We start from the raw sequence: 25,055 nt of genomic DNA, 5'->3' as shown, positions 1-25,055 counted from the left end.
ACACCTATTGTCATCGTCGTCGGTATGCTCAGTCATTTAGCTCCCGATAGCGGCTATATGATCATCATCCCCATGGCGGCTTATTTATTCTACGCATCGGGTAAGCATCCCTTGGCCGGTGTAGGGGCTTCCTTTGCCGGTATTGCCGGAGCTTTTGCAGCCAACTATACGCCGTCGGCCATCGACCCGGTTATCCAGGGATTTTCGCAAATGGCGGCTCAACTCATCGACCCGACATACGAAATCAATGTTTTATGTAACTACTTCTTCTCATTAGCGGCGACAGTGCCTGTTATTGCCGTTTGCTGGTGGGTAACGGAAAAAATTACCGAACCGTGGTGCCGTAAGGCCTGCCCCTTGGATGCGGATATTGACGTATCGGAAGATGCCGTCGATGTCATTACGCCTAAGCAAAACAGAGCCTTCTACATTGCGTCCTTTGTTCTCATTTTGATGCTTGTCGGACTCTTTGCGGCTCTTTGGCCGGAAGACTCTATCTTGCGTGACCCGGCGGGAAATATTGCCAGCTTTAAGGCTCCCGTCATGCAGTCCATTGTAGCCATTATCTTTCTGCTTGCTGCCGTACCGGGCATTGTATTCGGTATCTTGAGCGGCAGCTTTAAGAGCTCCAAGGACTTTACGAAGTCTATGGAAGACATTACGCATACGCTGGTACAGCTCATTGTATTTTACTTCTTTGCAGCCCAGTTCATGTATGCCTTCGGTGCGTCCAACTTGGGGGCTCTCATTGCCATCGCCGGCGCGGAATTCTTGAAATCCTTGGCCTTACCGCCGCAGGTTACGGTCTTCGGCATCATCGTCTTCGTTGCCTTACTGAACCTGCTCATTACATCCGCCTCGGCTAAGTGGTCCATTTTGGCGCCTATCTTCGTGCCTATGCTCATGTCTGTCGGTATTGCACCCGAACTGACTCAGGCGGCATTTCGTATCAGTGACTCGGCTGTTAACGTATGCACGCCCATGTTTGCCTTTTATCCCTTGATCATCATTTACTGCCAGAAATACTACAAAAAGACCGGTGTCGGTACGCTGAGCAGCCTTATGCTTCCGTATACGATTGCACTTCTCATCGTTCTGACCATTACCTTGTATCTCTTCTGGGCAGCCGGTATTCCTTTGGGATTCCAGGCAGACTATGTATATCCGCGTCAAATGTTCTAACATTATTTCATAAAGCACTTCTAACATAGAAAATACTGTACCCGGTGTATGAAAGAAGGAAAGAATATGAAAGACTTAACACAAGAATTAACAGAACGATTTTACCGCTATATCGGAGTACCGTCTCAAAGTGAACCGAACGGCGGCACGCAGGTTCCCAGCACAAAAGGGCAGTGGGACATGGCCAAACTCTTACAAAAAGAATGTGAAGAAATCGGCCTTGTCGATTTATATTTAAGCGAACACTGCGTTCTTACGGGACGCCTTCCCGCACGCTTGGGTCCGAATAAAAAGTCGGCACCGGCCATCGGCTTTTGCGCTCACCTGGACACGGTAGACGTTAACTTGTCGCCCGTCGTTCACGCACATACGGTAGAAAACTATGACGGCGGCGACATTGTTTTAAATCGAGAAAAAAACTTGGTCATGAAGGCGGCTGAGCATCCCGAATTAAAGCCTTATGTAGGGCAGGACATTGTCGTTACGGACGGTACGAGTGTCCTCGGATCGGATAATAAAGCGGCTATAGCCAATGTTATGACGGCCTTGCACACCTTGGCAAGCGACTCAAATCTTTACCACGGCGATATTTACGTAGCCTTCGTACCTGATGAAGAATGCGGCCTCTACGGATCGAAAAACATGGATTTCTCCCGTTTTCCCGTAGACTTTGCCTACACCATCGACTCGTGCGAACTGGGGGAAGTTGTTTATGAAACCTTCAACGCCGGTACGGCTGTCGTAACCATTCATGGCGTCAGTGCTCATCCCATGAGTGCCAAAGGAGTCCTTCTCAACCCGACCCTTTTGGCCGTAGACTTTATGAATCTCTTCGACAGAACGGAAACGCCGGAATGCACGGAAGGAAAAGAAGGCTATATTTGGTGCCAAGCCGTGAAATCCAACCAGTCCGTAGCTGAAGTCACCTTGAATATTCGCGATCACGACAAAGCGAAATACGAAGAAAAGAAGGCGCGCATTCGTAAGTATGTAGACGACATGGCTAAAAAATATCCTCGAGCTCGTTTTGAACTCGACATGAGTGATACGTACGGCAACATTCGCGATGCCTTGACGGATGAAAACGGCAAGGCCATCGACTACATTTACGAAGCCATGAAAAAACTGAACATTACGCCCAAAACCATTGCTATGCGCGGCGGTACGGACGGATCCTTCATCTCCACCAAGGGGATCCTGACGCCCAACTACTTTACAGGCGGCATGAACTTCCACTCACCCTATGAATTTCTGCCCATACCGTCCATTGTCAAATCGTGCGAAACGACGCTGACCATTATCAACCTCGTATATGAGGGAGCGTAAGGAGATAGCTTAGAAATGAAAGGACTTAGATAGAGGAAACTCTGTCTAAGTCCTTTTAATGTATTTGAATATATCATAGCGAGATAATAAAGATAGATTTATACTCATACATATAGGTTCTATAATAAATGTTGGGGTCAGCACCGAATAGGTGCTGACTTCAGCATTATTTTTTTGCAACACAAAAGCATATGAGGCTCGCATGCTTTACAATAAAAGTGTCCAAGCCCTAAAAAAGGATGCGATCTCATATGCCCACTAATGATTATATACAACCCTTCTTCAATATTAAAGGGGAATTTATTACCCCATTCCTACCGGAAAGATAATTCATTAATCTATGAAGTGATACTTCCTGTTACAGAGCATACCTGCCCTTATTGCGGGCATACTACGAAATACATAAAGGACTATCAAGTCCGTACGATAAATTTAGGTAGCATCCATGGTTTATATATTTGTGCTAAATACAAGCAACGTAGATATTCTTGCCCTCAATGTACTCATTCATTTTCAGAAGAAAATCCCTTTATTCAGCGTTACAAACAATTAGGTATGACTACTATTGCTGAAATATTTCGCCTATTACATAAAGGCCTGAACTACACGACTATCGCTCGGGCTTGCCATGTCTCCGTAACTACCGTCATTCGGTATTGTTCCCTTATTTCTATTTCTCGTCCTAAAGAATTACCGACCGTCTTGGGTATAGATGAGTTTAGCGGCAATGCAGCCGGGCAGAAATACCGGGGCATCTTAACCGACCCGAACAGCCATAATGTTATTGATGTGTTACCTAAGAAAGAGACGAATGCCCTGTGTCGGTATTTCGCATCCTATAGCCGAAAAGCAAGGCAAAAGGTTCGGTTTATTGTGATGGATATGTCTCCGCAATTTAGGCTCGTCATGGAAACCTTATTTCCTCATGCCCATATTGTGTGTGACCGTTACCATGTTTGCCGTTTAGTGGATTGGGTGGTAAAACGAGTTGGAAAACGTGAACAAAAGAAGCCGGTACGCTATTCAGCCATGCTAAAGAGCAACAAGAGAATACTCATGAAACACCCCGGTAGATTAACGGAAGCTGAGCTTATTAAGTTGGAAGAAATCTTACTGGTTTCCGATGACTTAAGAAAAGCATATAAATTAAAACAAGAGTTCATTCATATCTTTAAAAGGCAGGGCAAGGAACGAATTTGGTTGGCCAGATTCCGACATTTGTAAAAGATTCAAATTAAATAGAAAGGATTCGGATAAACAATATAAAGGAAAGCGTGCATACTTTTTTATTGTATCGTGAATACAAAGACGGCGACTATAAATTAGTCGCCGTCTTTGTGTGTGTAAAGGAGTTATATTATCGGATGAACATATTAATAGAAGCACTTATCTTTGAAAATAGAACGCAGATTTTCCTGATCCAGGATTTTAGTTTTTTTGTATTTGACTGATACCAATCCTTTTTTTACAAACGAGTTCAGAATTTTTGTGGCGGTTATTCGACTCATGCCGGTTACAGAAGCCATTTGATGATGAGACAATTCTACGGAAGTATTGGAGAGTGAAAGCGTATAAAGAAGGCAGGCTAATTTTTCCTCGTTCTTTTGAAATTGGGCGTAAAAAATCCAGCTATGCAAAAGGGATATTTTATACATGAAATAAGACAGTATTTCTGTTATTAAATGTTGGTTAACGGAAGCTTCCTGAATCAGCTTTTTGGCAGATAATTTATAAACCTCGGTTTTAGTAAGTGAATCGGTACAAACGATTCTTTCGGAAGGCGAAGTAAAAGCGTCTTCTCCTATGATCGTATTTTCGGAAAAGTAACAAAGTGTTCGTTCCGTTCCGTCGGAATAAGGCAAATAGACGCGAATCACGCCTCTTTCAATAAGGTAGAGCGTGTCGGCCCTTTCTTTTCGAATGAAAACAATATCGCCTTCATTGAATCGTTCTTTTTTTCCATAGGTTTTAAAAATGTAAATCAAGTTTCGTGTCACGTTTTTAAAATCAGCTGTAATCATAATTCACCTCATAGATAATAAGAAAAATATAATTACATGAACAATTGTAATTATAATAATAACTTTAAGTTCTAAAAATATCAATAACAAATAACAAATAATTGATATTTTAAATAATTTAGATAATATAAGAAAAAAGCATCATAAGATGCTTTTTGATGAAATATTTTAAAGTGTATAAAGTTTTACAATTAAAAAAATATATAAATGATACGATTTAATAAAATAACCTAAGGAGGTGGAGGTAATGAAAAATGAAGAGACGGATAGAGAACTTCGTATAGGGTTTCTGGGATTGGGAGTAATGGGGCTGCCTATGGTTGCCAATATTATCAAGAAAACGGGTAAAGCTGTTTCAGGATTCGACGTGTCGAAAGAACGATTGAAATTATTTGAAGAAATAGGGGGGGATCCTGTTGATAATGTTGAAAAAATATATAAAGAATGCGATGTAATCATACAGATACTGCCTACTCACGAAATTATATCGAATTCTGTTAAAGAGGCCGTAAGATTCGGGAAGCCCGGAAATATTATTATTGATATGTCATCGACGGCACCTCATATTATTTTGCGACTGGAGGAGGAGGTGCAGCGAGCGGGAATGTTTTTATTGGATTCACCGGTCAGCGGAGGTAACGGGAAGGCTGCATCCGGGAGTTTGGCCATAATGGTAGGCGGAAATGAAGCCGCTTTTGAATCGGTAAAACACATATTGGAATATATGGGCGAGCCTGTATATACAGGTTCTATCGGTAGCGGAAGCGTTACAAAATTAGTTAATAATATAATCGCCGGAGCGTATTTGGCAGCTATTGCAGAAGGGTATGCTTTTGCCGCAAAAGCGGGAATTGATCTGAAAACTACATTTAATGCAACTAAATTAGGGTTTGCCGGCGGACCGCTTTATAGTGATAAGGTTCCGAAAATAATACGCAGAGATTATGAACCGGGTGCACGTATTGCCGTACATCGCAAAGATATTTTAAACGCCAAGGCCTATGCGCATGCATTAGGCATTGATTTACCGGTTACGGATGTTACCCTGCGTATTATGGATTGGATGAAAGACAACGGATATATTGATGTCGATCAAGCCGGTATGGTCAAATATTTTGAAGAAAAAATGTCGGTGCAAGTAGGAGAGTTCTAATTGTTATGATTATAACCTCCTTAGGAAATGCCGGGATTCATTTAAAAGAAGAAAGACAGAGTTGGCTGATTGACGGACTTTACGGAGAAAATGAATTTTTCCCGACTCAGTCGAAAGCGGTTGTAAAAGAATTACATGAACCCGGCGGAATGTTAAGAAATGCGGACTATATATTATTTACTCACCGACATAAAGATCATTTAAATGTGGAGCGAGTTCGGGCGTACTTATTGTATAATGCGGTTCGACAAATTTGGCTTCCTAAGCCGGAGGCGGAGCATTCCGAGTACGTGGATAACGGGAATTTGGAAGTGCAATATGTTACGCACCTTGATGAGGCGGAAGAACAGACTTTTGAAGTGATGCGATTTCATGATGCAGCTGTTTCTTTTTTGCGAACGGAACATTTAGGCGAATCGAAATTTAAAACATCACATTACAGTATCATGTTACGTATAAGAAACTGTATTCTGCTTGTTCTAGCGGATAGTGATGTTGTTTCTACCGTCAAAATTTTGGGAAGATTTAGTAATAAAAAAATTACGGCTGTATTTATTAATCCCGTTACGGGAAGCGACACCCGGGTCTTAAGTGCTTTGAAAAATATAATCGTGCAGCATATATTTATTTACCATATCCCTAACGAAGATCGATTCGGACTCATTCGATCGGCCGAATGTATGTGGAAAAAATTGAATGGAACGGCATCTGTGCATGTGTTGGCGGAGGAATTACAAAAAATATACATATAAGCTGAGATTGAGAATTCGACAGTCGAGATTTTCGGGATGATATTGAAAGGAGACGAAGAGGATGAAAAAGTATGATAAGACATTTTTATTGAATGCGTACCGAAAAATGGCTACAATTCGTGCCTATGAGACAAAAGTTGAAGAAATTTTTTTGGCAGGAGAATTGCCGGGATTTACACACTTGTATATCGGTGAAGAGGCATGCGGTGTGGGTGTATGCGAAAATTTAAACTCCGACGATTATATTGAAAGCACCCACAGAGGCCACGGTCACTGCTTAGCTAAAGGGGCCGATGTTAAAAAGATGATGGCCGAATTGTACGGAAAGGAAACCGGATATTGTCACGGTAAAGGCGGCTCAATGCATATTGCTGATTTCTCAATCGGAATGCTCGGTGCTAACGGTGTTGTCGGTGCCGGATACAATTTAGCGATGGGGGCCGCATTGGCAGCAAAACTTCAGGGAACCGAGCAAATTGCCGTGGCTTTTTTCGGAGACGGAGCATCCAATCGCGGAACCTTCCATGAATCTTGCAATATGGCATCTGTATGGAAACTTCCTATTTTATATGTTTGCGAAATGAACCAATGGGCATCGACGACTCCGTACAGAACTACCACATCGGTAGAAGATATTGCAGTTCGTGCCGTAGCATACGATATGCCCGGGAAGACCGTTAACGGAAATGATTTTTTTGAAGTATATGAGGCAGCGAAAGAAGCGGTTGAATATGTTCGGAGCGGAAAAGGACCGTATTTGCTGGAATTGAAGACGTATAGAATAAAAGGTCACTTTGTAGGAGATCCGGAAAAATACCGTACTAAAGAGGAAGTACAGGAACACTTCCAAAATGATGATCCTCTGGTTAATTTCCGTAAAACCGTAATCGAGAAAAAACTTTTAACGGATGCGGAGTTGGATGAGATAGATGAAGCGGCTCGACAACTCGTGCTTGAATCGGTTGAAGAAGCTATAGCGGCATCGTATCCCGATGAGTCGGAGCTCATGAAAAACTATTATTGTGACTAATTTATATAAAGGAGCGATATTTCATGCGAAATGTTACGTTTTCCGTTGCTACACAGGAAGCAATGCGTGAGGAGATGCAAAGAGACAGTAAGGTGTTTTTAATGGGAGAAGATATTGCCAGACAGGGCGGTATTTTCGGACAATTTAAAGATTTGGCGACTGAATTCGGTGCGGAACGGGTTCGAGACACGCCTATTTCGGAGACTGCTATTATCGGTGGCGGGGTCGGTGCAGCTCTTGCCGGAATGAGACCCGTAGTGGATATGCACTTTGCTGATTTTATCGGTGTTCCTATGGATGAAATTTTTAATCAAATGGCAAAAGCGAGATATATGTTCGGCGGTCAGGCAAAAGTGCCCCTCGTATTACGTGCTCCTGACGGAATGACCAGAGGCGGTGCAGCTCAACACTCTCAATGTGTGGAATCGTGGTTTATGCATATTCCGGGTATCAAAGTGGTCATTCCTTCAAATCCCGCAGATGCTAAAGGATTATTGAAAGCTGCTATTCGCAGTGACGACCCGGTTTTATACTTTGAGCATAAACGGCTGTTTTCTATGAAAGGCGATATCCCGGAAGGTGAGTATCTGACTCCTATCGGTAAAGCGAATATCGTTGAAGAAGGAACGGACTTGACGATTGTTTCTTATTCTTTCTATATGAATCATGTCCTGGATGCTGCTAAAGCATTAAAAGCATTCGGAATCAGTGTTGAATGCATTGACTTAAGAACTATTTCGCCTTTGGATATGGATACGGTTTATTCGTCTTTGAAGAAAACTAAACGACTCATGATTGTTCATGAAGCGGTTAAGCAAGGCGGTGTCGGAGCGGAAGTATCTGCAAGAGTTGCAGAAGAAATGATTGACTATTTGGATGCACCTGTTGTCAGATTAGGAGCCCCCTTTGTTCCCATTCCGTATGCCCCGACGTTGGAACGATTGGTTAAAATCGAGCCGGAAGATATTGTAAAGGCAGTAAGAGATATGCTTGGGAGATAGCCTTTTATAAGGTCTTATACTGACAGAAAGGATGTTTCTTATGAATAAAAAATTTGAAAATATTGATTTTGCCGGTTTAGATCGAAAAAGAAAAATTCACATCATTTTACCGGTATTTCTGGTATCCGTAATTGCATTTATCGACCGAGTAAATATTGCATATGCCGGTATGACTATGTCACAGCAACTGGATTGGCTTACTCCCGAAATATTCGGAGCCGGTGCCGGTATGTTTTTTCTGGGATATTTCTTTTTCGAAATTCCCGGTTCATTAATTGCGGCTAAATTCGATGCGTGCAAGTGGATTGCCCGTATCATGTTTACATGGGGTGTTGTTTGCGGCTTACTGGCCTTTATGCAATCACCTTTACATTTCTATCTGTTCAGGTTCTTGCTAGGGGCATGTGAAGCCAGCTTATATCCCGTTATTTATGCAGTGTTGTTTCCCAGGTGGTTTTTAGGTAGAGAACGGGCGGCAGCTATTTCATTGATGTTGACGTCTTTGCTTATTGCCGCAATTATCGGTGCACCTATTGCGGGGGTATTACTGGAGCTTAATTTGTTCGGACTTTACGGATGGCAGTGCCTGTTTCTGTTGGAGGCGGTTCCCGCACTGGTGTTTACATTTATTTTCCTGTTCTGGGTTAAGGATCGTCCCGAAAAGGTAAATTGGCTTACTCCTCTTGAAAAAGAATATCTGAATGAAACGATTGCGGCTGAAGAAGAAGAAAAACATAAAGCTAAGAAATATACTATTTGGCAAGCTTTGACGGATAAAAAGGTTTGGCGTTTGTGTGTTATTTACTTTACCTGGATTACCGGATTTTGGGGATTTAACTTCTGGATGCCGCAAGTTTTAAAAGGCGTCTCCGGCTGGTCTCCGGCATTGGTAGGAGTTGCCATTATTTTCCCCATGGGGGCGGCATTGATTGCTCAGGTTATAATCGGTCACCATTCATCAAAGACCGGAGAAATCAGATGGCATATTGCAGGTTGTATGTTTCTGGGAGCCTTCGGTTTGATTTGTGCACCGTTTATCCATACGGGGATTTTAAGTCTTATTTTTATCTCTATTACGGCAATCGGTGTATATTCGGCGATGGGTACCTGGTGGTCGGTGCCGACAACATTTTTGAGCGGTGCCGCGGCGGCGGGAGCTACGGCTATGATTAACTCCATAGCTAACCTGGGAGGATATTTAGGCCCCTATATGTTAGGTGTTATAAAACAGACTACGGGATCTACTGACGGAGGGTATTTCGCACTGGGCGGAATGCTGATTGTTTCCGGCCTTGTTATGTTAACGCTACCGAAAACACAGTCCGTAAGGTCAGCGGAAAAGGTAACGGAAGAAAAACCGTATGTATCTGCAGACTTGAATGAAGGAGGAGATTTCTAATGGCAAGCGAACTGACCATGCCTCAACTCGGTCTGACTATGACGGAAGGAATCGTTTCACGCTGGCTTAAGTCGGAAGGAGATACGGTACATGTCGGTGATGAAATCGTCGAAGTGGAAACCGATAAAATTAATAATATTATAGAATCACCGGAAGACGGAGTATTATTAAAAATTATTGCCGGGGAAGGTGAAACTTTACCGGTAAAAGGCATTCTCGGATATATAGGTAAAGCCGATGAGAAGATAGAAGCAGCGGCGAAAGTGTCTGAAGCGGACAAGGCTATCGAAACATCAAATCGTGAATCGGATAAAAAGACATGTAAAAAAAAGGTATGTGTCGAAGAGGGATGGGTACCGGCAACTCCTTATGCAAGGTATTTGGCACGAGAAAATAATGTCGACCTGCATCTGGTTTCGGGATCGGATTCTACGGGTCGTATTGTGGGAGATGATGTAAAAGATTATTTGGAAGGTCATAAAATCAAAATTTCTCCCGTTGCCGCAAAAATTGCGGCAGAACACGGCATTGATACCGGCTTGATAGATGCTGAAAGACGGATCATGAAGTCTGATGTAATGGCTGTACTGAATCCTGAGGAAAAAGTTTCCGTTGCGGTTGGTGAGATTGCCAAAGACGAGGCGTCGGTGAACAAAGAAAAATTGAAAGGGATGCGTAAAGTTATCGCTCAACGCCTGACGGAAAGTTGGCAAAATACCCCTCATGTGCACCATACGGTAGAAATTGATATGACGGCGGCAAAGCGATTAAAAGTATCTTTAGCCGACTCCGGCCGGAAAATATCCTATACCGACTTGATTATTAAAGCGTATAGCCGGGTTCTGAGAGAGTATCCGGCGGCTAATAATTGGCTTGTTGACGACTATATTGTACATAATGATGAGATTTGTATGGGTGTTGCGGTTGCGGTGGATAACGGATTGATTGTTCCCGTCATTAAAAACTCGGATATTTTGAGTCTTTCCGAAATACACGATGTAGTAGGAACGTTGGCGGATAAAGCGAGAAAAGGTTCGTTATCTCCTGATGAAATGAAAGGCGGAACTTCGACTATCAGTAATCTCGGAATGTACGGGTGCGATCACTTTACCCCTATTGTAAATCCGCCGGAAGCCTGCATTTTGGGAATATGCCGAACTGTTGACAAACCTGTAGTACGGAACGGAGAGATAGTAGCGGCTCCCGTTATGAATGCCGTTTTGGGGTATGACCATCGTATTATCGACGGAGCGGTGGCAGGAAGAATTACGGCGCGATTTAGAGAATATATGGAAAATCCGTTTCTTTTGTTGTAATCGGAAATGAGGTGAAAATATGGCTGTCGAACTTACAATGCCGCAATTAGGCCTGACGATGACGGAAGGTACCGTTTCGAAATGGCTGAAAAAGGCGGGAGATAAACTTAAGCAAGGGGACGAAGTCGTAGAGGTGGAAACCGACAAAATCAATAATATCATTGAGGCACCCGAGGACGGAGTCCTTATAAAAATCATTGCGGAAGAAGGCGCTATACTTCCCGTAAAGGGTATTTTGGGATATATCGGTAATGAGAATGAGGTCGTTGCCGAAGATAATAGTACAAAGCGGAATGTCGATACGGTTGAAGTCGTTGAAAAAAATATAGGTGATGATTCGAAGAAACGAATTGTCGTCATCGGCGGCGGTCCCGGAGGGTATGTTACGGCGATCAGAGCCGCTCAATTAGGTGCATCCGTATCACTCGTGGAAGAAAATAAGTTGGGCGGGACTTGTCTGAATGTAGGGTGTATTCCCACCAAGGCCCTGATTCATGCGTCAAGCGCATATGAAACTTTAAAACGAGATGCCGAACTACTCGGCATTCAGGTGTCTGCTCCGACAATTGACTGGAAAAAAACTTCGACTTATAAAGATTCCGTTGTAAATCGCTTGGTGAAGGGGGTCTCGGGACTTTTAGCCGCAAACGGAATTAAGGTATATAAAGGACATGCCGAGGTTGTAGATGCACATTGCGTTGAAGTTGACGGAGAAAAGATTGAAGCCGACTATATTATTATTGCTTCCGGGTCCGAACCCGTTTCCCTGAAGATTCCCGGTATCGATTCGAACGGGGTGATTGACAGCACCGGAGCATTGTCTTTGGAAGAATTGCCCGAATCAATGATTATCATAGGCGGCGGTGTTATCGGTATTGAATTTGCTTCCATGTTCGCGTCCGTAGGAGTGAAATGTACTATTGTGGAAGCCTTACCGTATATTTTACCGCCTATCGATAAAGAGATTGTGGAATCTGTACGTATCGACCTGGAACAGCGCGGAATCGAGGTTTTGGTGAACACTAAAGTGAAGGCCGTTATTGAGGAAAATGGGAAGCTGCGGGTTCAGGTAGACAGAAACGGCGAGGACGGGTTCATTACAGGCGATAAAATTGTGGTTGCAGTCGGGCGCAGACCTAAAACGGACGCGAAAGAACTTGAAAGAGTAGGGGTAAAGACGGAACGGGGAAGAATCGTTACAGATGATCGATTCCGCACTTCCGTGCCCTCCATATTTGCGATCGGCGATTGTAACGGCAAATTAATGCTTGCACATGCAGCTTCGGCACAAGGTGTGGCAGCTGTTGAAACTATTATGACGGGAAAAAGTCATTATTCCGACAAGGCTGTTCCGTCTTGTATCTATCTGGAGCCGGAAGTAGCAAGCGTAGGCATGAAAGAAGAGGATGTACAAGCTGCGGGAATTCCTTACAATGTCGGTAAATTTTCTTTGGCCGGTAACGGAAAGAGTCTTATTGAAAATGGCGGTAAGGGACTGATTAAAATTATTGCGGACAAAAAGTACGGAGAAATATTAGGTGTACATTTATACGGTCCGCGCGTCACGGAATTAATATCAGCATGCGTTTTAGCAATACAATTGGAAGCAACGGTTGACGAACTTATAGATTGCGTATGGGCGCATCCGTCCGTCAGTGAATCTATCGGAGAGGCAGCGGAGGCCGTGTGCGGTAATGCCATTCATTGGCCGCCTAAGTAACATGATGTCGAGTGTTCGGGGGGATAGGGGTGATTATCTCCTTCCCCCGAATAATCTTCTGGGGTGATATTTATGTCTGCTCAACGTAATAAGCCCGAGTGGCTGAGACAGCGGGTTTGTAATGATGAAATATATAAAAATGTAAGAAAAATGATAGAAGGACTAAGTTTACATACCGTATGTGAGAGTGCGAATTGTCCGAATATAGGTGAGTGCTTCGGGAATAAGACCGCAACTTTTTTGATATTGGGCGGGGTGTGTACCCGAGCTTGTAAGTATTGCGCCGTTACCAAGGGACATCCCGAACTACTTGATGCCGGAGAACCGAAAAAACTCGCTTCGGCCGTGGCACAACTCGGTTTAAAACATGCGGTTATTACATCGGTTACACGTGATGATTTGCCGGACGGCGGTGCGAAACAATTCGCCGAATGTATTGATGCCGTTTATAAACAATGTCCGGATACGACGGTAGAAGTACTGGTGCCTGATTTCCAAGGAAAAACAGAGTCGTTGGATACCGTCTTGAATAGGAGACCTACGGTATTTAATCATAATATCGAAACGGTAAAAAGATTATTTCCGTTTATACGGCCGATAGGAAACTATGATCAATCATTGCGGATATTGAACTATGCACATAATTATGCCTACCGGCCGCTGGTTAAAAGCGGAATTATGGTCGGATTGGGCGAGACCTTTGATGATATGGCGGAGACATTGAAAGAACTTTTTATGGCCGGAACGGATATAGTTACGATAGGGCAATATTTGCGTCCGTCCGATAAACATGTTCCTGTAGCAGAATATGTCTCCTTGGAAAAATTTAGAGAATATAAGGTATTAGGTGAGAAGATCGGCATTCCGTATGTCATAAGCGGTCCGCTTGTAAGAAGTTCGTATAAGGCCGGCGTAGCGGTAAACGAATATGATAAAAAGTACGGTAGTTGCGGTGAGAGAAAGAGTAGTTAATCTTATACTTGCAGGTGATATATTATGAAGTATTTGGTAGTGGAATCAACCAATCCTTATCACAACTTGGCATTGGAAAGCTATTTATTTGAAAAAAAAGAGGATGACTATTTGTTACTGTGGCAGATAGAGAATTCTGTTTTAATCGGGAAAAATCAGAATACCGTAGAGGAAATTAATCAACAATTTGTTCTGGAACACGGGGTGCACGTACTGAGGAGAATAACCGGCGGCGGTGCCGTATATCATGACTCGGGAAATCTGAATTTTTCTTTTATTATTAATAAACGAGATAATGAAGATTTTAATTTTCGATTTTTTGCCGAACCTGTGTTAAAGACGCTGGAAAAAATAGGACTCCACGGAGAGTTTTCAGGGCGAAACGATCTTCTTCTGGACGGGAAAAAATTCTCGGGCAATGCCCAGTGTATGAATAAAACCAGGTTGCTTCATCATGGCTGTGTGATGGTTGATGCGAACTTTGATTATCTGCATAATGTGTTAAAAGTAAATGAAAAAAAATATGAATCTCGCGGGATTAAATCAGTCAAAAGTCGAGTAACTTGTATCAATAAGTATTTAGATAAACCTATAGCCGTAAGTGAATTCAGGGATAGATTATTGGAAGAAATATTGGTGAATTCTCCTACTATGGAACCTTTGGAATTAACGGAATTTGACGAGGAAGAGATACAAAAGATTCAAGCGGAAAAATTCCGGTCTTGGGGATGGAACTTCGGATATTCGCCTAAGTATAATCTTCGTAAAGAAAAAAAGTTTTCGGCAGGATTAATAACCATTTGTTTATTGATAGATAAAGGATTGATTACCGATGCTCATATATTCGGAGACTTTTTCAGTCATGCCGATATCTGGGATTTTTCCTGTAAGCTTCGCGGCCTCAGAATGGATGAGGCATTATACGAAAATATAAGGAGACTCATGCCGGAAAAGTATATACACGGGATTACGGCGAAACATATATATGATTTGATTGTTTGTTGATAATATAAAATCAGTATAATTTGAAATTTGTAAACTTATCAAAGTAGTTTTTAAAAGTAGCAGAGGTCTGAACGAGAGTGTTACTCACGTCCGGACCTCTTTATGTTATTCAGGGATACCGGAAATAATGCGTTGAGCAAAACGGTATTTCGGTAAATTTTTAAGAAAGAGTCTATTTGTTTATTGTGTTGTTTTCGTAACAAAAGTGATAAAATAATGACAAATATATCACATGGAAAGATTAGTCAAATTTATATACGGAAGACGGTAGCTGAGGAGGTTAGGTACGCAGTAATAGGAGGAAGCGTTTCTTAACTTCGTTTTTTCATTGCGATGAATGTTGTGGCAGATATGAAAGCAGGGGATTCTAATGAATAGGGATGAAAAAAATAAGCTCGAATTTCACGACAGGATGGATATGGTTGTTCATAATGACCGACTCAATCGTTTTAACGGCAGGCAAGGTCACGGGTTTGCCGCAGAGCAGGGGAATACGTTAATAGACAAGGTACACGGTCGGGATGCCTGCATTGTAGGCGACGATAATGCGAAGAACGGAGCCGACAGAGTGGTAGACGGGAGGCTTATTCAGACAAAGTATTGCAATAATGCAAAGGCATCTGTTGAAGCAGCCTTTAAGAACGGACAATTACGTTATGTCGATGCTAACGGAAATGCCATGCAAATCGAAGTCCCTTCCGATCAGTATGATGAAGCGGTTCGTATTATGGCGGAAAAAATAAGACAGGGTAAAGTGCCCGGTTGTACGGACCCTGCCAAGGCGAAGGAACTTGTCCGTAAAGGCAATGTAACGTATAAGCAGGCTATGAATATTGCTAAAGCCGGGACTATAGAGTCTCTTACATTCGATGCGGCTAACGGGCTGGTAGTCGGAGCCGGTGCGGCCGGAATATCGGGGGCTATCGTTATGGCTCGGGCATTATGGGACGGCAGAGACCTTGACGAGGCTGTAGATATGGCCGTTTATGCGGGAATTCAGGCCGGAGGAACGGCATTCGTTACGTCTCTCGTATCGGCACAGCTGGTTAAGACCGGTCTGAATCAAATGCTGTTGGAGCCTTCCATCGCGTTGGTCAAGTTATTGCCGAGCGATGTAAGACATGCTTTGGTTAAGGTTTTGCGTAACGGGGCACCTCTTTACGGCGGTGCGGCGACTAATAACTTAGCTAAGTTGTTGAGGACCAATATTATGGTCGACGTTGTGGCGACCTTGGTGCTATCGGGGAAGGATATCGGTCATTTTATAAACGGTAAGATTTCGGGAAGACAGCTTTTTAAAGAGATGACAACCGTGGCTTCAAGTGTATCCGGAGGAACCGGGGGTGCTTATGCGGGCGGTGCGGCCTTGTCTTTTTTAGGACCTGCCGGCACGATTGCCGGAGGGATTTTAGGAGGAATAGTAGGCGGCTTTTTATCATCTGCATATGCACGGAAACTTTTGGATAAATTTATAGAAGATGATGCCGTTGCGTTGACAAAAATTGTTAGAGACCGTTTTAGTATTTTGGCGGGAGATTATCTTTTAAGTGAGGCCGAAGCGGATTTGATCGGCGATGTATTAAAAATTTGTCTTACGTACGGGAAGTTACTTGAAATGTATGCTTCAGACAACAGATATGAATTTGCCGATAAAATCATTATTGAATCTATTGATTCGGTTATTTGTTGGCGTACACGAGTCATAATCCCCGACCGGAGAATATTGGCCGAAAGGACGGGACACGTTATCTCGGGACTTGAGTCGGGAACTTTCAGTATCAGAGATGCCGCTCAGGTAAATCCACAGAAGATTGCCGAAAAATTGTTAGGACGACCCATATCCGAATTTGCGGCTAAAAAAGCCTGGTATGTAACGCAACAGTTTAACAGTATCGGAGTGCAGGGGGAAACGGTTTTACGGCAAATGCAGGCTGATGAAAAGAACTTCTCTCGTTATTTGGCTCAACGTTCTATGCGATCTGCAAATGGAATAGCCGGCGAGGAGAGTCCTGAAGCTCGTGAGTTTAACCGATTACTGGATGAGTTGGAAGGCAAATAATAGTTACAGTTCGTAAATAAAACGGGTAAGAAATACGGAGGCATTAAGATGAATGAATTGAAGCTTATTGATGAAAGTCTTATCACTTTAGATGAAAGAAACGAGATTTCGGCGGAGATCGACTCCGTTATTGCCGGTCACGTAAATAACAGGCAGGAAATAAATCGTCTGGCATTTGCCGGTATCGCATGCCTTACCGAAGCGGAGGAGAAGCAAACCGCATTAAATAACAAAACGGGGTTGCAACGATTTATAGGGAGTATAACGGGAACGAATCAGAAGCTGGAAAAAGCGATCGGCGGAAATCTGGTTAAAGCACAGTATGCAGCCCAGCAGGCACTGATAAAATTGGCGGAACAGAACGAGCTGTCTTTTGAACTCATCGCGACAGTCAATAACAAATTGAATTGTCAGGTCATGAAAATCGACTCGGAAATCGACGGGGTGAAACAAGATGTAAATAATATCTATCGAGGGTTAAACCGGTTTTTAAAGACGTATCAAAGCCAATTGGTTCAAACCGAGCTCCGTTTGGAAAAATTGGAACGAAATGTAAACTTGCTGAAATGGTCGCAGTCCATTGAGTATCAAATGCTGGACGGTATTCCTTACGGTGAGCTGGATGATAACGCTAAGACCGGTTGTCTGATTCGTGATTTTTATGAAAGGTCTCACGGACATTGGGACTTGAGTGATTTGCTTTTGCTCAAATCCACCCTGAAGGATATAGGACTTTCACCGAATGATGAGATTAACTATTTAGATGCGTTGGCGGCGATTCATGATTATAATCTGTTGGACGATGAGTTATCAGAAAAATCTATAGAACGGGATGAGTATGTACCGCTTACGGCAACGGTTGTGTTAGATAAGTTGAACCGCTTGGAAACAGATGAGAGAAATCAGGTTGAATTTTATAAACGCCATATAGGAAAAGAACTTACAGATAAAGCGATACGAAATGAGCTGACGGAATTATATTTGAAAGACGAATCGGCAACAAATGTAAACAGTTCCGTATCTCGATTCGACTTCATTCTGGAAATGCTGTTTAATTTAAGCGAAATCCGTCGCAGTAATGCCGATGATTTATTAAAGCAAGGCATTGCCTATGAAGACGGTGACGGGGTGGAGCAGGATTTCACTCATGCAGCGGAGTTGTATAAACAGGCGGCAGATTTGGGGAATTCTGAGGCTATGGGGCGATTGGGTGGTTTGTATTATATTGGTAGAGGAATTAATCAAGACTATAATAAGGCTAAAGAATATTTTGAGAGTGCTGTAATTGCCGGTGAGATTGAGGCTATGGCGTATCTCGGGATCGCATACCTGGAGGGTAAAGGCGTAGAGCAGAATTACGGGAAGGCCAAAGAATGGTTTGAGAAAGCAGTGGAAAGTGGTAATAAAGAAGGCATGTATTGCATGGGCCTGATTTATGAGAACGGAAACGGAGTAGAGCAGAGTTATAGCAAGGCCAAAGAGTGGTATGAAAAGGCGGTAGAAAATGGTAGTAAGTATGCTATGTTCCATATTGGATTATTGTATGAGAACGGGAACGGTGTAGAGCAGAGCTATAGTAAGGCTAAAGAGTGGTATGAAAAGGCGGCAGAACATGGCGATGGGTATGCTATGTCCCAGATTGGATTTTTGTATGACAACGGAAACGGCGTAGAGCAGAATTATGGGAAGGCCAAAGAATGGTTTGAGAAAGCAGCGGAGCGTGGTAATAAAGAAGGCATGTTCTGGATTGGATTCTTGTATGAAAACGGAAACGGAGTAGAGCAGAACTATAGCAAGGCTAAAGAGTGGTATGAAAAGGCGGTAGAACATGATCATGCGACGGCTATGCTTAGAATCGGCTATTTGTATGAAAATGGAAATGGAGTAGAGCAGAGCTATAGTAAGGCTAAAGAATGGTTTGAAAAGGCGGCAGAACATGGCAATGAGTATGCTATGTTCCAGCTTGGATTTTTGTATGAAGACGGAAATGGTGTTGAGCAGAGCTATAGCAAGGCTAAAGAATGGTATGAAAAGGCGGTAGAACATGATCATGAGACGGCTATGCTTAGAATCGGCTATTTGTATGAAGCCGGAAACGGAGTAGAGCAGAACTATAGCAAGGCTAAAGAGTGGTATGAAAAGGCAATGGAATTTAATAATGCTGCGGCTATTCGACAATTAGGATGTTTATATTTAGCGGGACTTGGTGTTAAACGCGATTTAATAAAATCTTTTGAATTAAGTAAAAAGGCAGCTACTCTTGGCGATGAACAGGCTATGTTTGGTATGGGACTGTTATATGAGAGAGGGATTGGGACAGGACGCGATTTAAAAGTAGCCAAAGAATGGTATAAAAAGTCTGCTGATTTAGGATGTGACTCGGCAATCGAGGCTTTGAAACGACTTAGTTAAAAGGGGACTCTATAGAAAAATGCATTATGCTTACATAGAGTGCAATATATATCAGAGATAGCGTATAGGGATCGTACTATGAATAAAAATTGTTTCGAGATTATTTACCTTATTGCCGTTTTCACCTTCCTTTGTATTACTACTGCCTTTGCTAGCATCGACACGCAGACGGCTTCTATTGTGTCAAAGTTACAGGGACAGTGGTATGACGAGAACGGGAATGTAGCTCTGGATTTTGAAGGGAATACGGTGAATGGCTATCCCGTTGTGGGGGCTTATCATCCTGCCGGGGGCAGTGGTGATTTTAGTTGTACGCTTCGGATCATCGAAAATGAAAGCTATAAAGACTTATTTCTTATTTGTTCCCATGTAGAAAAGCCGGACTATCATTCCCATATTATTTTGAATGGAGCATATGGTGATGCCTCTAAGGGAGCTATGCTTCTTAGAACAAAGACGGCTCAATATTATGAAACGGTCGGCGGTATCGGTATTGACATGCCGGCTAAAGAGGTTATAGCTAAATACGGTGAACCCGATATGAGGCAAATATGGCGGAAGACGCCCGGTGAGTATTTGTGGAAGTACAATCGCATGGGCTTAGAGCTGATTATGCGATATGACCGAGTTGATCGGATTCGCATCTTAAAAAACGGCGATCGTCGTTTTGACAGGACGGGCTTTAATTGTGTCAATGCTCCTTATGAGTTTCAGGAAGTCTACGGGGTTAGATATGCTCCCGGAGCCGGGCCGTTCGGGAGTTTCGAAATAGGACATGGAGAATGTATGTGGTTTGATGAATATCCCGATTGTATAGAGTTATCGACTTGTTGTAATTAATATGTCGGGCTATTGAACTGAAAGATAGTACGAAGTCGTACTTTATTCATGTCAGGAGGATGCAGATGTCAAAGGATCCGGAGTCTCAGTTATCTCAGAAAAAATTTGCCATGAAAGTTAAGTGGCTCGATGCTGGGTGGATGTTTGTTGATGTTACTGTAAACGGAAAGACATTTGAGCGAATGTTTGATCAGGATGTCAGTGACCCTACTATTAACCTGATGGAAACGTATTTGGCCGTTCGGGATTATACGGAAGACGGTAAGAATGTTCTTTTAAGAGATAACAATATTTATTGGATGTGGGACGATAGGACAACTTTTTATGTTCATATTGTTCGAATGGATGATGACCGCTATAAGATCTCCATTGAGGATGATGAATTTCAAAAAGAGGATGCGGTGCTTAGTAAGACCGAGTTTTTGGCGGCTCTGGATGATTTTTTTCAGAGCATTTTAGATAATCCGGGGTTTCCGTACCAGTATCCGGTGGGAACAGAAGCGGATGATGATACCCTGGATAAGGCTGAACAGATGTATCGGTCCATATTTGAGTTATTGCCGGAAGAAGTACGTCATGAGGATGACGTTTATTACGGAATAAAGAGCATTTGTATTAATGCCATGGTTAAAGTTTATCCCGAGGCACAGGCCTATGCCGATGATTATCGAAAAATGTTGGAAACTTATACGATTCCCAAGCGATGGGAACGATGGAAGTAGATTTTACAGTAGGAATATTTCCCCACAAAAAAAATCCCGGTCGGATTCAATCCGAACGGGATTTTCTACTGCCCATTAGGCCTCCTAACCGAGCAGTATGGCGTTCTCCATATGTATTGTGTCTATGTGGAAGATTCCCAAGTCTACGATGGTGGTGCGAGCTGCCCCTTTGCTTAAGCAAAGGGAAGACATCGTTTCAGGTGGTCTGCCGGGATTTGAACGTAGCGGTCTTCCTTGTCCAGGACTTCGATCATGCCGTTGTTCCAGAAGGTGGAGAGGCGGAGTTTTCTGCCGCTTTCCAGGCAGAAGGTAATGTTTTTGATGTACGAGGTCAGACCGCAGGGCAAGGTCATGTTACAGGCTCCCGTAAATTCGCAGGCCGCTTCTTCAAAGGTTTGTTCTTCAATGAGGCAGTCGGTGATGGTATCTCCTTGGAGACCTGAAAAGAGTTCTTTGGCCAGGTATTCTTGCTCCAGCTCTTCTTCGGAGGCTCCGTAGTAGTGCGTCGGAATGGAGTCTTTGCCCATGTAGACGGTTGAGGATTCGGTGAAGTCGATTTCAAATTTTCCTTTGTCCGTCACAAGGACTATGGGACAGAGATACCAGTTCATAATGAGGTTAAAGTGGTCGACTCCGCATAGACAGGCATCGACGTCGATGGAGGTTTTATTTTCCGGATGGCGTTTGTGCGTGCAAAAATGGGATATGGAGTAACCGTCTATGGGGCCGACGCCGAAGCCCACAGTGGTGATTTCTTCAATGGTCGCTCCCATGAGACCCAAGTGATGACAGTATTTTTTAAAAACGTCAGCCTCTTGAACAGCCGGAGCCGCCCATTCATGTTTGGAGAATTCCCTGCTCATAAAACCTTGTGCACCCTCTCTCAGTCGTAGGTTGTGTTCGTTAATAAACCGTTGCATATCGTCCATGTCGGCACTTCCTTTATAAAAGTAGTACGTACTAAACGAATCTTTGTAATCTCATCATATCATAATAAATTTTAAAGAACAAACAAATTAATAACTAACGAGTTAAAGTATATTGCATACAAAGTATTAAAAATCTTAAAGTCAGGGTTTTTATGCTTTACATAGGGGCTCTTTGGCATATGATTGCCTTAGAATTATTCGGGCTGTGATATAATAATTACTACATGTCAGATCTAACGGTTGTATGGTGTTTCGGTTAGGGGGATAAATGATGAAGACAGGCTATGATTTATTAAACGATCCGTTTTTGAATAAGGGCACGGCATTTACCATTGAGGAACGTATAGAAAACGGGTTGGTCGGGTTGTTACCGCCTCATGTACAGACTCTTGAAGAGCAGGCTAGGCAAGCGTACGAACATATTTGCCGCAAGGATGCGGGTATTGAAAAGCGGCGTTTTCTCATGCAATTGTTTGATACGAATCGCACCTTGTTCTATAAGGTGTTTAGCGAACACGTAGTCGAATTCATGCCTATTGTGTACGATCCGGTTATTGCCGAAAATATTGAAGAATACAGTGAACTTTTTGTAAATCCGCAAAATGCCGTCTTTTTGTCTGTCGACGAGCCGTCGCGAATTGAAGAGTCCTTGAGAAGCGGTGCAGAGGGCAAAGATGTTCGTCTCATTGTCGTGTCTGATGCGGAAGAAATTCTCGGTATCGGTGACTGGGGTACGAACGGTGTTGACATTTCCGTCGGTAAGCTTATGGTATACACGGCCGCCGCCGGTATTAACCCCGAACAGGTTTTGCCGGTTATCCTGGATTGCGGCACCAATCGTCAGTCCCTTTTAGACAATCCGCTATACCTGGGAAATCATCAAAAGCGTGTAACAGGGCATGATTACGACGTATTTTTAAATACTTTTGTGGAAACGGCGGAACGACTCTTTCCGAAGTTGTACTTACATTTTGAAGACTTCGGCAGAGACCATGCGGCGGCTCTATTACAAAAGTATAATAAGACCTATCCCGTATTTAACGATGATATTCAAGGGACGGGGATTATTACGCTCGCCGGTATTTTGGGAGGTCTCGATATTTCTCAAGAAAAGCTAACGGATCAGGTGTACATGTGCTTCGGTGCCGGTACGGCCGGTTGTGGTATTGCTCACCGCGTCTATTCGGAAATGGTGAAACAGGGTCTTTCCCCTGAAGAGGCAAAAAAACGTTTTTATCTTGTCGATAAACAGGGCCTTCTTTTTGATGATACGCCGAATCTTACGCCGGAACGACGAGAGTTTACTCGTAACCGCAATGAGTTTTCTAATGCCCATGAATTGACGAATTTGGAAGCTGCCGTTAAGGCTGTGAGTCCGACGATTCTTGTGGGTACGTCGACAGTTCCCGGAGCCTTTACGGAAGGTATTGTTCGACATATGGCCAAAACGACGAAACGTCCTTTCATCTTCCCGTTGAGCAACCCGACAAAGCTGGCAGAAGCCAAGGCGGCAGATCTCATTGAGTGGACAGAAGGTCGCGGCCTTATTGCTACGGGTATTCCTGCCGAACCGGTCATGTATAAGGGGATTATGTATTATATCGGACAGGCTAATAATGCCCTCATTTATCCCGGCTTGGGTTTGGGTGTCATGGCAGCAGAGGCCAAGCTGTTGACGGATGAAATGATTTCCGCAGCCGCTCATGCATTGGGAGGAATCATAGATGTAACGCAACCCGGGGCAGCCACCTTGCCGCCGGTAGATAAACTCACGGAGTTTTCCCATACTGTGGCCGTAGCGGTAGCAAAAGAAGCCGTACGGACAGGGCAGAGTGATTTGAGCGAAGAAGAGGCTTTGCAAAACGTGGATGCTTTGAAATGGATCCCTGAATACAAATAAAAGCACGTAAGTAAAAGAGGCATCTCATTGAGATGCCTCTTTTATGTGAAAATTCTTATTTGTAGAATATGTCAAAGCTCAGACTCGTCGACGTATTGTCGTTATGGTATTGGGTAATGACGATCAGGTAGTCGTCGGTATTCAAGGTGACGGCTGTACTTTCATCGCCCGCCGGAATTTGTTCTTCTATGATTTCCGGTATGTTGTATGTCCGCAATTGCCCGTCAGGCAAGGTAACCGTCAGGTTCTTTCCCGATTCGTCCAAGGCCAGTGTGTAGTCGCCGAAGGTACGAGAAGCTTTGCGAGTCTGCTTGTTGAAGAAAAAGACGTTGTTTAAATTCGCCTCCGCATACGACGCAATATGATAGGAAATAGAGGATTCTCGTCGCGGCGTCAGGTTTGTTACCTTGCCTTTTTGGTTACCGGCCGGGGAATGACCGGCGGTGTCAGATTCGCCTTCCGATTCGCTCTGAGCCGATTCGGCATCCTTATCGAACTGGCTGCTTATGGAGAAATGGGGGATATAGGTATCTTTTTCGTGAGTGTAGGTGACGAAACGGATGAAAGAGGTGTAGCCTACAAGAGGCATGAACATAATGAGACCCATGACAAGGGCGAGAAGTTTCGTGTGAGCTCCCGGTCCTGTTTTACGAATGAGCAGGTAGAGGTTGTGAATGAGAAATGCGCCGTTAAAGAGGATGATGTAAACGGCCCCCAGGATGAGAGATGAATCGACATAGACTCGCTTAACGGTAAGGATAAGGCAAAGGGCCGTAAGGGCTGAGAAGAGGATGAGAATGAGGGGGCGTTCGGGGATGGTCGCTTTAATGCGAAAGCCGGCTAAAAAGAATAGATAGTACAAGGTAACGTAAGGATAGTAGGTATACAAAAAGCGAGCATCCGGTCGCACGTCGATAAGGATTAAAAACAGATAAATGACGGCCAGGGTTCCCGAAAAGACGGTGAACTTAGGCACGACGGTTTTAAAGATAAAGGTGTAGAGTTTGCCCGGTTCGGAAGGTCCTGATTCATACGAAAAGAGGACGATGAAGAAGACCAGGGTCCACAAGGTGGGCGTGAGATGACCGGTAATGAAGGTAATAGGGAGGCTTTCGGGAAAAATGAGGGCGACAAATAAAAGGATGACGGATAGCAGAGTGTTGATGAGTATGGCTACGGCGCCTGCTTTGATGAATTGCAGAAAGCGTCCGTAAAAAGCCGATGTCGGGTTATTCGTAGCATCCAAGGTCAAGTATCGCAAGACGGTGACAAAGAGCCAGAGAGCCGCTAAGTTAAGGCATAAGGCGGAAACGCCC

The 25,055-nt window shown here is 43.5% G+C and carries 20 protein-coding genes; 17 read left to right on the top strand and 3 right to left on the bottom strand.

Going from position 1 to position 25,055, the window contains the following annotated elements; genetic code table 11:
- The 3 genes from PGX78_RS01040 to PGX78_RS01030 all read left to right on the top strand — a co-directional run.
- Positions 1-1,182, top strand: a 1,182-nt coding sequence (locus PGX78_RS01040; protein WP_270444952.1) for an AbgT family transporter, incomplete at its 5' end; no start/stop codon positions are given.
- A gap of 66 nt (positions 1,183-1,248) precedes the next feature.
- On the top strand, positions 1,249-2,508 hold the full coding sequence (pepT, locus tag PGX78_RS01035; protein WP_270444949.1) for a peptidase T: 1,260 nt from the start codon (positions 1,249-1,251) through the stop codon (positions 2,506-2,508).
- A gap of 261 nt (positions 2,509-2,769) precedes the next feature.
- On the top strand, positions 2,770-3,732 hold the full coding sequence (locus PGX78_RS01030; RefSeq protein ID WP_270444946.1) for an ISL3 family transposase: 963 nt from the start codon (positions 2,770-2,772) through the stop codon (positions 3,730-3,732).
- 149 nt (positions 3,733-3,881) lie between these two features.
- On the opposite strand, the gene PGX78_RS01025 is transcribed toward PGX78_RS01030, so the two are convergent.
- Positions 3,882-4,529, bottom strand: coding sequence for a Crp/Fnr family transcriptional regulator (locus tag PGX78_RS01025; protein WP_270444942.1), 648 nt, complete (start codon positions 4,527-4,529; stop codon positions 3,882-3,884).
- Between the two features lie 247 nt (positions 4,530-4,776).
- Between PGX78_RS01025 and PGX78_RS01020 the strand changes: the two genes are divergently transcribed.
- From PGX78_RS01020 to PGX78_RS00960, 13 genes are all read left to right on the top strand, one after another.
- A complete protein-coding gene (locus tag PGX78_RS01020; RefSeq protein WP_270444940.1) occupies positions 4,777-5,682 on the top strand; it encodes an NAD(P)-dependent oxidoreductase in 906 nt (301 codons plus the stop codon).
- Between the two features lie 5 nt (positions 5,683-5,687).
- Positions 5,688-6,434 carry a hypothetical protein gene (locus PGX78_RS01015; RefSeq protein ID WP_270444938.1) on the top strand — a complete coding sequence of 249 codons (747 nt, stop codon included), beginning with the start codon at positions 5,688-5,690 and terminating at the stop codon, positions 6,432-6,434.
- A gap of 61 nt (positions 6,435-6,495) precedes the next feature.
- Positions 6,496-7,464 carry a thiamine pyrophosphate-dependent dehydrogenase E1 component subunit alpha gene (locus tag PGX78_RS01010; RefSeq protein WP_270444936.1) on the top strand — a complete coding sequence of 323 codons (969 nt, stop codon included), beginning with the start codon at positions 6,496-6,498 and terminating at the stop codon, positions 7,462-7,464.
- A 23-nt stretch (positions 7,465-7,487) separates the two neighbouring features.
- Entirely contained in the window at positions 7,488-8,465 is a 978-nt protein-coding gene (locus PGX78_RS01005; RefSeq protein WP_270444933.1) for an alpha-ketoacid dehydrogenase subunit beta, read from the top strand.
- 40 nt (positions 8,466-8,505) lie between these two features.
- Positions 8,506-9,864 carry an MFS transporter gene (locus PGX78_RS01000; RefSeq protein WP_270444930.1) on the top strand — a complete coding sequence of 453 codons (1,359 nt, stop codon included), beginning with the start codon at positions 8,506-8,508 and terminating at the stop codon, positions 9,862-9,864.
- Positions 9,864-11,180 (top strand): dihydrolipoamide acetyltransferase family protein, encoded by a 1,317-nt coding sequence (locus PGX78_RS00995; protein ID WP_270444927.1) that lies wholly within the window; start codon positions 9,864-9,866, stop codon positions 11,178-11,180. Before PGX78_RS01000 ends, PGX78_RS00995 begins: the two co-directional genes overlap by 1 nt.
- A gap of 19 nt (positions 11,181-11,199) precedes the next feature.
- Entirely contained in the window at positions 11,200-12,900 is a 1,701-nt protein-coding gene (gene lpdA, locus PGX78_RS00990; RefSeq protein ID WP_270444924.1) for a dihydrolipoyl dehydrogenase, read from the top strand.
- A gap of 72 nt (positions 12,901-12,972) precedes the next feature.
- The gene (lipA, locus tag PGX78_RS00985; protein WP_270444919.1) at positions 12,973-13,872 is read left to right on the top strand and encodes a lipoyl synthase; all 900 of its coding nucleotides are present in this window, start codon (positions 12,973-12,975) and stop codon (positions 13,870-13,872) included.
- A 24-nt stretch (positions 13,873-13,896) separates the two neighbouring features.
- Positions 13,897-14,877 (top strand): lipoate--protein ligase, encoded by a 981-nt coding sequence (locus PGX78_RS00980; protein WP_270444918.1) that lies wholly within the window; start codon positions 13,897-13,899, stop codon positions 14,875-14,877.
- A 370-nt stretch (positions 14,878-15,247) separates the two neighbouring features.
- On the top strand, positions 15,248-16,936 hold the full coding sequence (locus tag PGX78_RS00975) for a hypothetical protein (protein ID WP_270444916.1): 1,689 nt from the start codon (positions 15,248-15,250) through the stop codon (positions 16,934-16,936).
- 48 nt (positions 16,937-16,984) lie between these two features.
- Positions 16,985-19,348 carry an SEL1-like repeat protein gene (locus PGX78_RS00970; protein ID WP_270444914.1) on the top strand — a complete coding sequence of 788 codons (2,364 nt, stop codon included), beginning with the start codon at positions 16,985-16,987 and terminating at the stop codon, positions 19,346-19,348.
- Between the two features lie 78 nt (positions 19,349-19,426).
- Complete coding sequence (locus tag PGX78_RS00965) at positions 19,427-20,188, top strand: hypothetical protein (protein WP_270444911.1); 762 nt, start codon at positions 19,427-19,429, stop codon at positions 20,186-20,188.
- A gap of 65 nt (positions 20,189-20,253) precedes the next feature.
- Positions 20,254-20,910, top strand: a complete 657-nt coding sequence (locus PGX78_RS00960; RefSeq protein WP_270444909.1) for a hypothetical protein — start codon at positions 20,254-20,256, stop codon at positions 20,908-20,910.
- Between the two features lie 173 nt (positions 20,911-21,083).
- On the opposite strand, the gene PGX78_RS00955 is transcribed toward PGX78_RS00960, so the two are convergent.
- Positions 21,084-21,839, bottom strand: a complete 756-nt coding sequence (locus PGX78_RS00955) for a hypothetical protein (RefSeq protein ID WP_270444907.1) — start codon at positions 21,837-21,839, stop codon at positions 21,084-21,086.
- 268 nt (positions 21,840-22,107) lie between these two features.
- Between PGX78_RS00955 and PGX78_RS00950 the strand changes: the two genes are divergently transcribed.
- A complete protein-coding gene (locus PGX78_RS00950; RefSeq protein WP_270444905.1) occupies positions 22,108-23,739 on the top strand; it encodes a malolactic enzyme in 1,632 nt (543 codons plus the stop codon).
- A gap of 55 nt (positions 23,740-23,794) precedes the next feature.
- Here the strand turns inward: PGX78_RS00950 and PGX78_RS00945 are convergent.
- On the bottom strand, positions 23,795-25,055 hold a 1,261-nt coding region (locus PGX78_RS00945; protein WP_270444903.1), incomplete at its 5' end, for a hypothetical protein.

This window comes from Megasphaera sp. AF13-6AC (genome assembly GCF_027685385.1).
Classification (GTDB): Bacteria; Bacillota; Negativicutes; order Veillonellales; family Megasphaeraceae; genus Megasphaera; species Megasphaera micronuciformis.
The sequence above is the reverse complement of the archived record's forward strand: the minus strand, read 5'-3'. Positions and strand labels throughout refer to the sequence as shown.

What these genes read in the sequence shown, in the direction of transcription:
- pepT (WP_270444949.1), top strand. Translation starts at nt 1,249, where the DNA reads ATGAAAGACTTAACACAAGAATTAACAGAACGATTTTACCGCTATATC.
- PGX78_RS01030 (WP_270444946.1), top strand. Translation starts at nt 2,770, where the DNA reads ATGATTATATACAACCCTTCTTCAATATTAAAGGGGAATTTATTACCC.
- PGX78_RS01025 (WP_270444942.1), bottom strand. Translation starts at nt 4,529, where the DNA reads ATGATTACAGCTGATTTTAAAAACGTGACACGAAACTTGATTTACATT.
- PGX78_RS01020 (WP_270444940.1), top strand. Translation starts at nt 4,777, where the DNA reads ATGAAAAATGAAGAGACGGATAGAGAACTTCGTATAGGGTTTCTGGGA.
- PGX78_RS01015 (WP_270444938.1), top strand. Translation starts at nt 5,688, where the DNA reads ATGATTATAACCTCCTTAGGAAATGCCGGGATTCATTTAAAAGAAGAA.
- PGX78_RS01010 (WP_270444936.1), top strand. Translation starts at nt 6,496, where the DNA reads ATGAAAAAGTATGATAAGACATTTTTATTGAATGCGTACCGAAAAATG.
- PGX78_RS01005 (WP_270444933.1), top strand. Translation starts at nt 7,488, where the DNA reads ATGCGAAATGTTACGTTTTCCGTTGCTACACAGGAAGCAATGCGTGAG.
- PGX78_RS01000 (WP_270444930.1), top strand. Translation starts at nt 8,506, where the DNA reads ATGAATAAAAAATTTGAAAATATTGATTTTGCCGGTTTAGATCGAAAA.
- PGX78_RS00995 (WP_270444927.1), top strand. Translation starts at nt 9,864, where the DNA reads ATGGCAAGCGAACTGACCATGCCTCAACTCGGTCTGACTATGACGGAA.
- lpdA (WP_270444924.1), top strand. Translation starts at nt 11,200, where the DNA reads ATGGCTGTCGAACTTACAATGCCGCAATTAGGCCTGACGATGACGGAA.
- lipA (WP_270444919.1), top strand. Translation starts at nt 12,973, where the DNA reads ATGTCTGCTCAACGTAATAAGCCCGAGTGGCTGAGACAGCGGGTTTGT.
- PGX78_RS00980 (WP_270444918.1), top strand. Translation starts at nt 13,897, where the DNA reads ATGAAGTATTTGGTAGTGGAATCAACCAATCCTTATCACAACTTGGCA.
- PGX78_RS00975 (WP_270444916.1), top strand. Translation starts at nt 15,248, where the DNA reads ATGAATAGGGATGAAAAAAATAAGCTCGAATTTCACGACAGGATGGAT.
- PGX78_RS00970 (WP_270444914.1), top strand. Translation starts at nt 16,985, where the DNA reads ATGAATGAATTGAAGCTTATTGATGAAAGTCTTATCACTTTAGATGAA.
- PGX78_RS00965 (WP_270444911.1), top strand. Translation starts at nt 19,427, where the DNA reads ATGAATAAAAATTGTTTCGAGATTATTTACCTTATTGCCGTTTTCACC.
- PGX78_RS00960 (WP_270444909.1), top strand. Translation starts at nt 20,254, where the DNA reads ATGTCAAAGGATCCGGAGTCTCAGTTATCTCAGAAAAAATTTGCCATG.
- PGX78_RS00955 (WP_270444907.1), bottom strand. Translation starts at nt 21,839, where the DNA reads ATGGACGATATGCAACGGTTTATTAACGAACACAACCTACGACTGAGA.
- PGX78_RS00950 (WP_270444905.1), top strand. Translation starts at nt 22,108, where the DNA reads ATGATGAAGACAGGCTATGATTTATTAAACGATCCGTTTTTGAATAAG.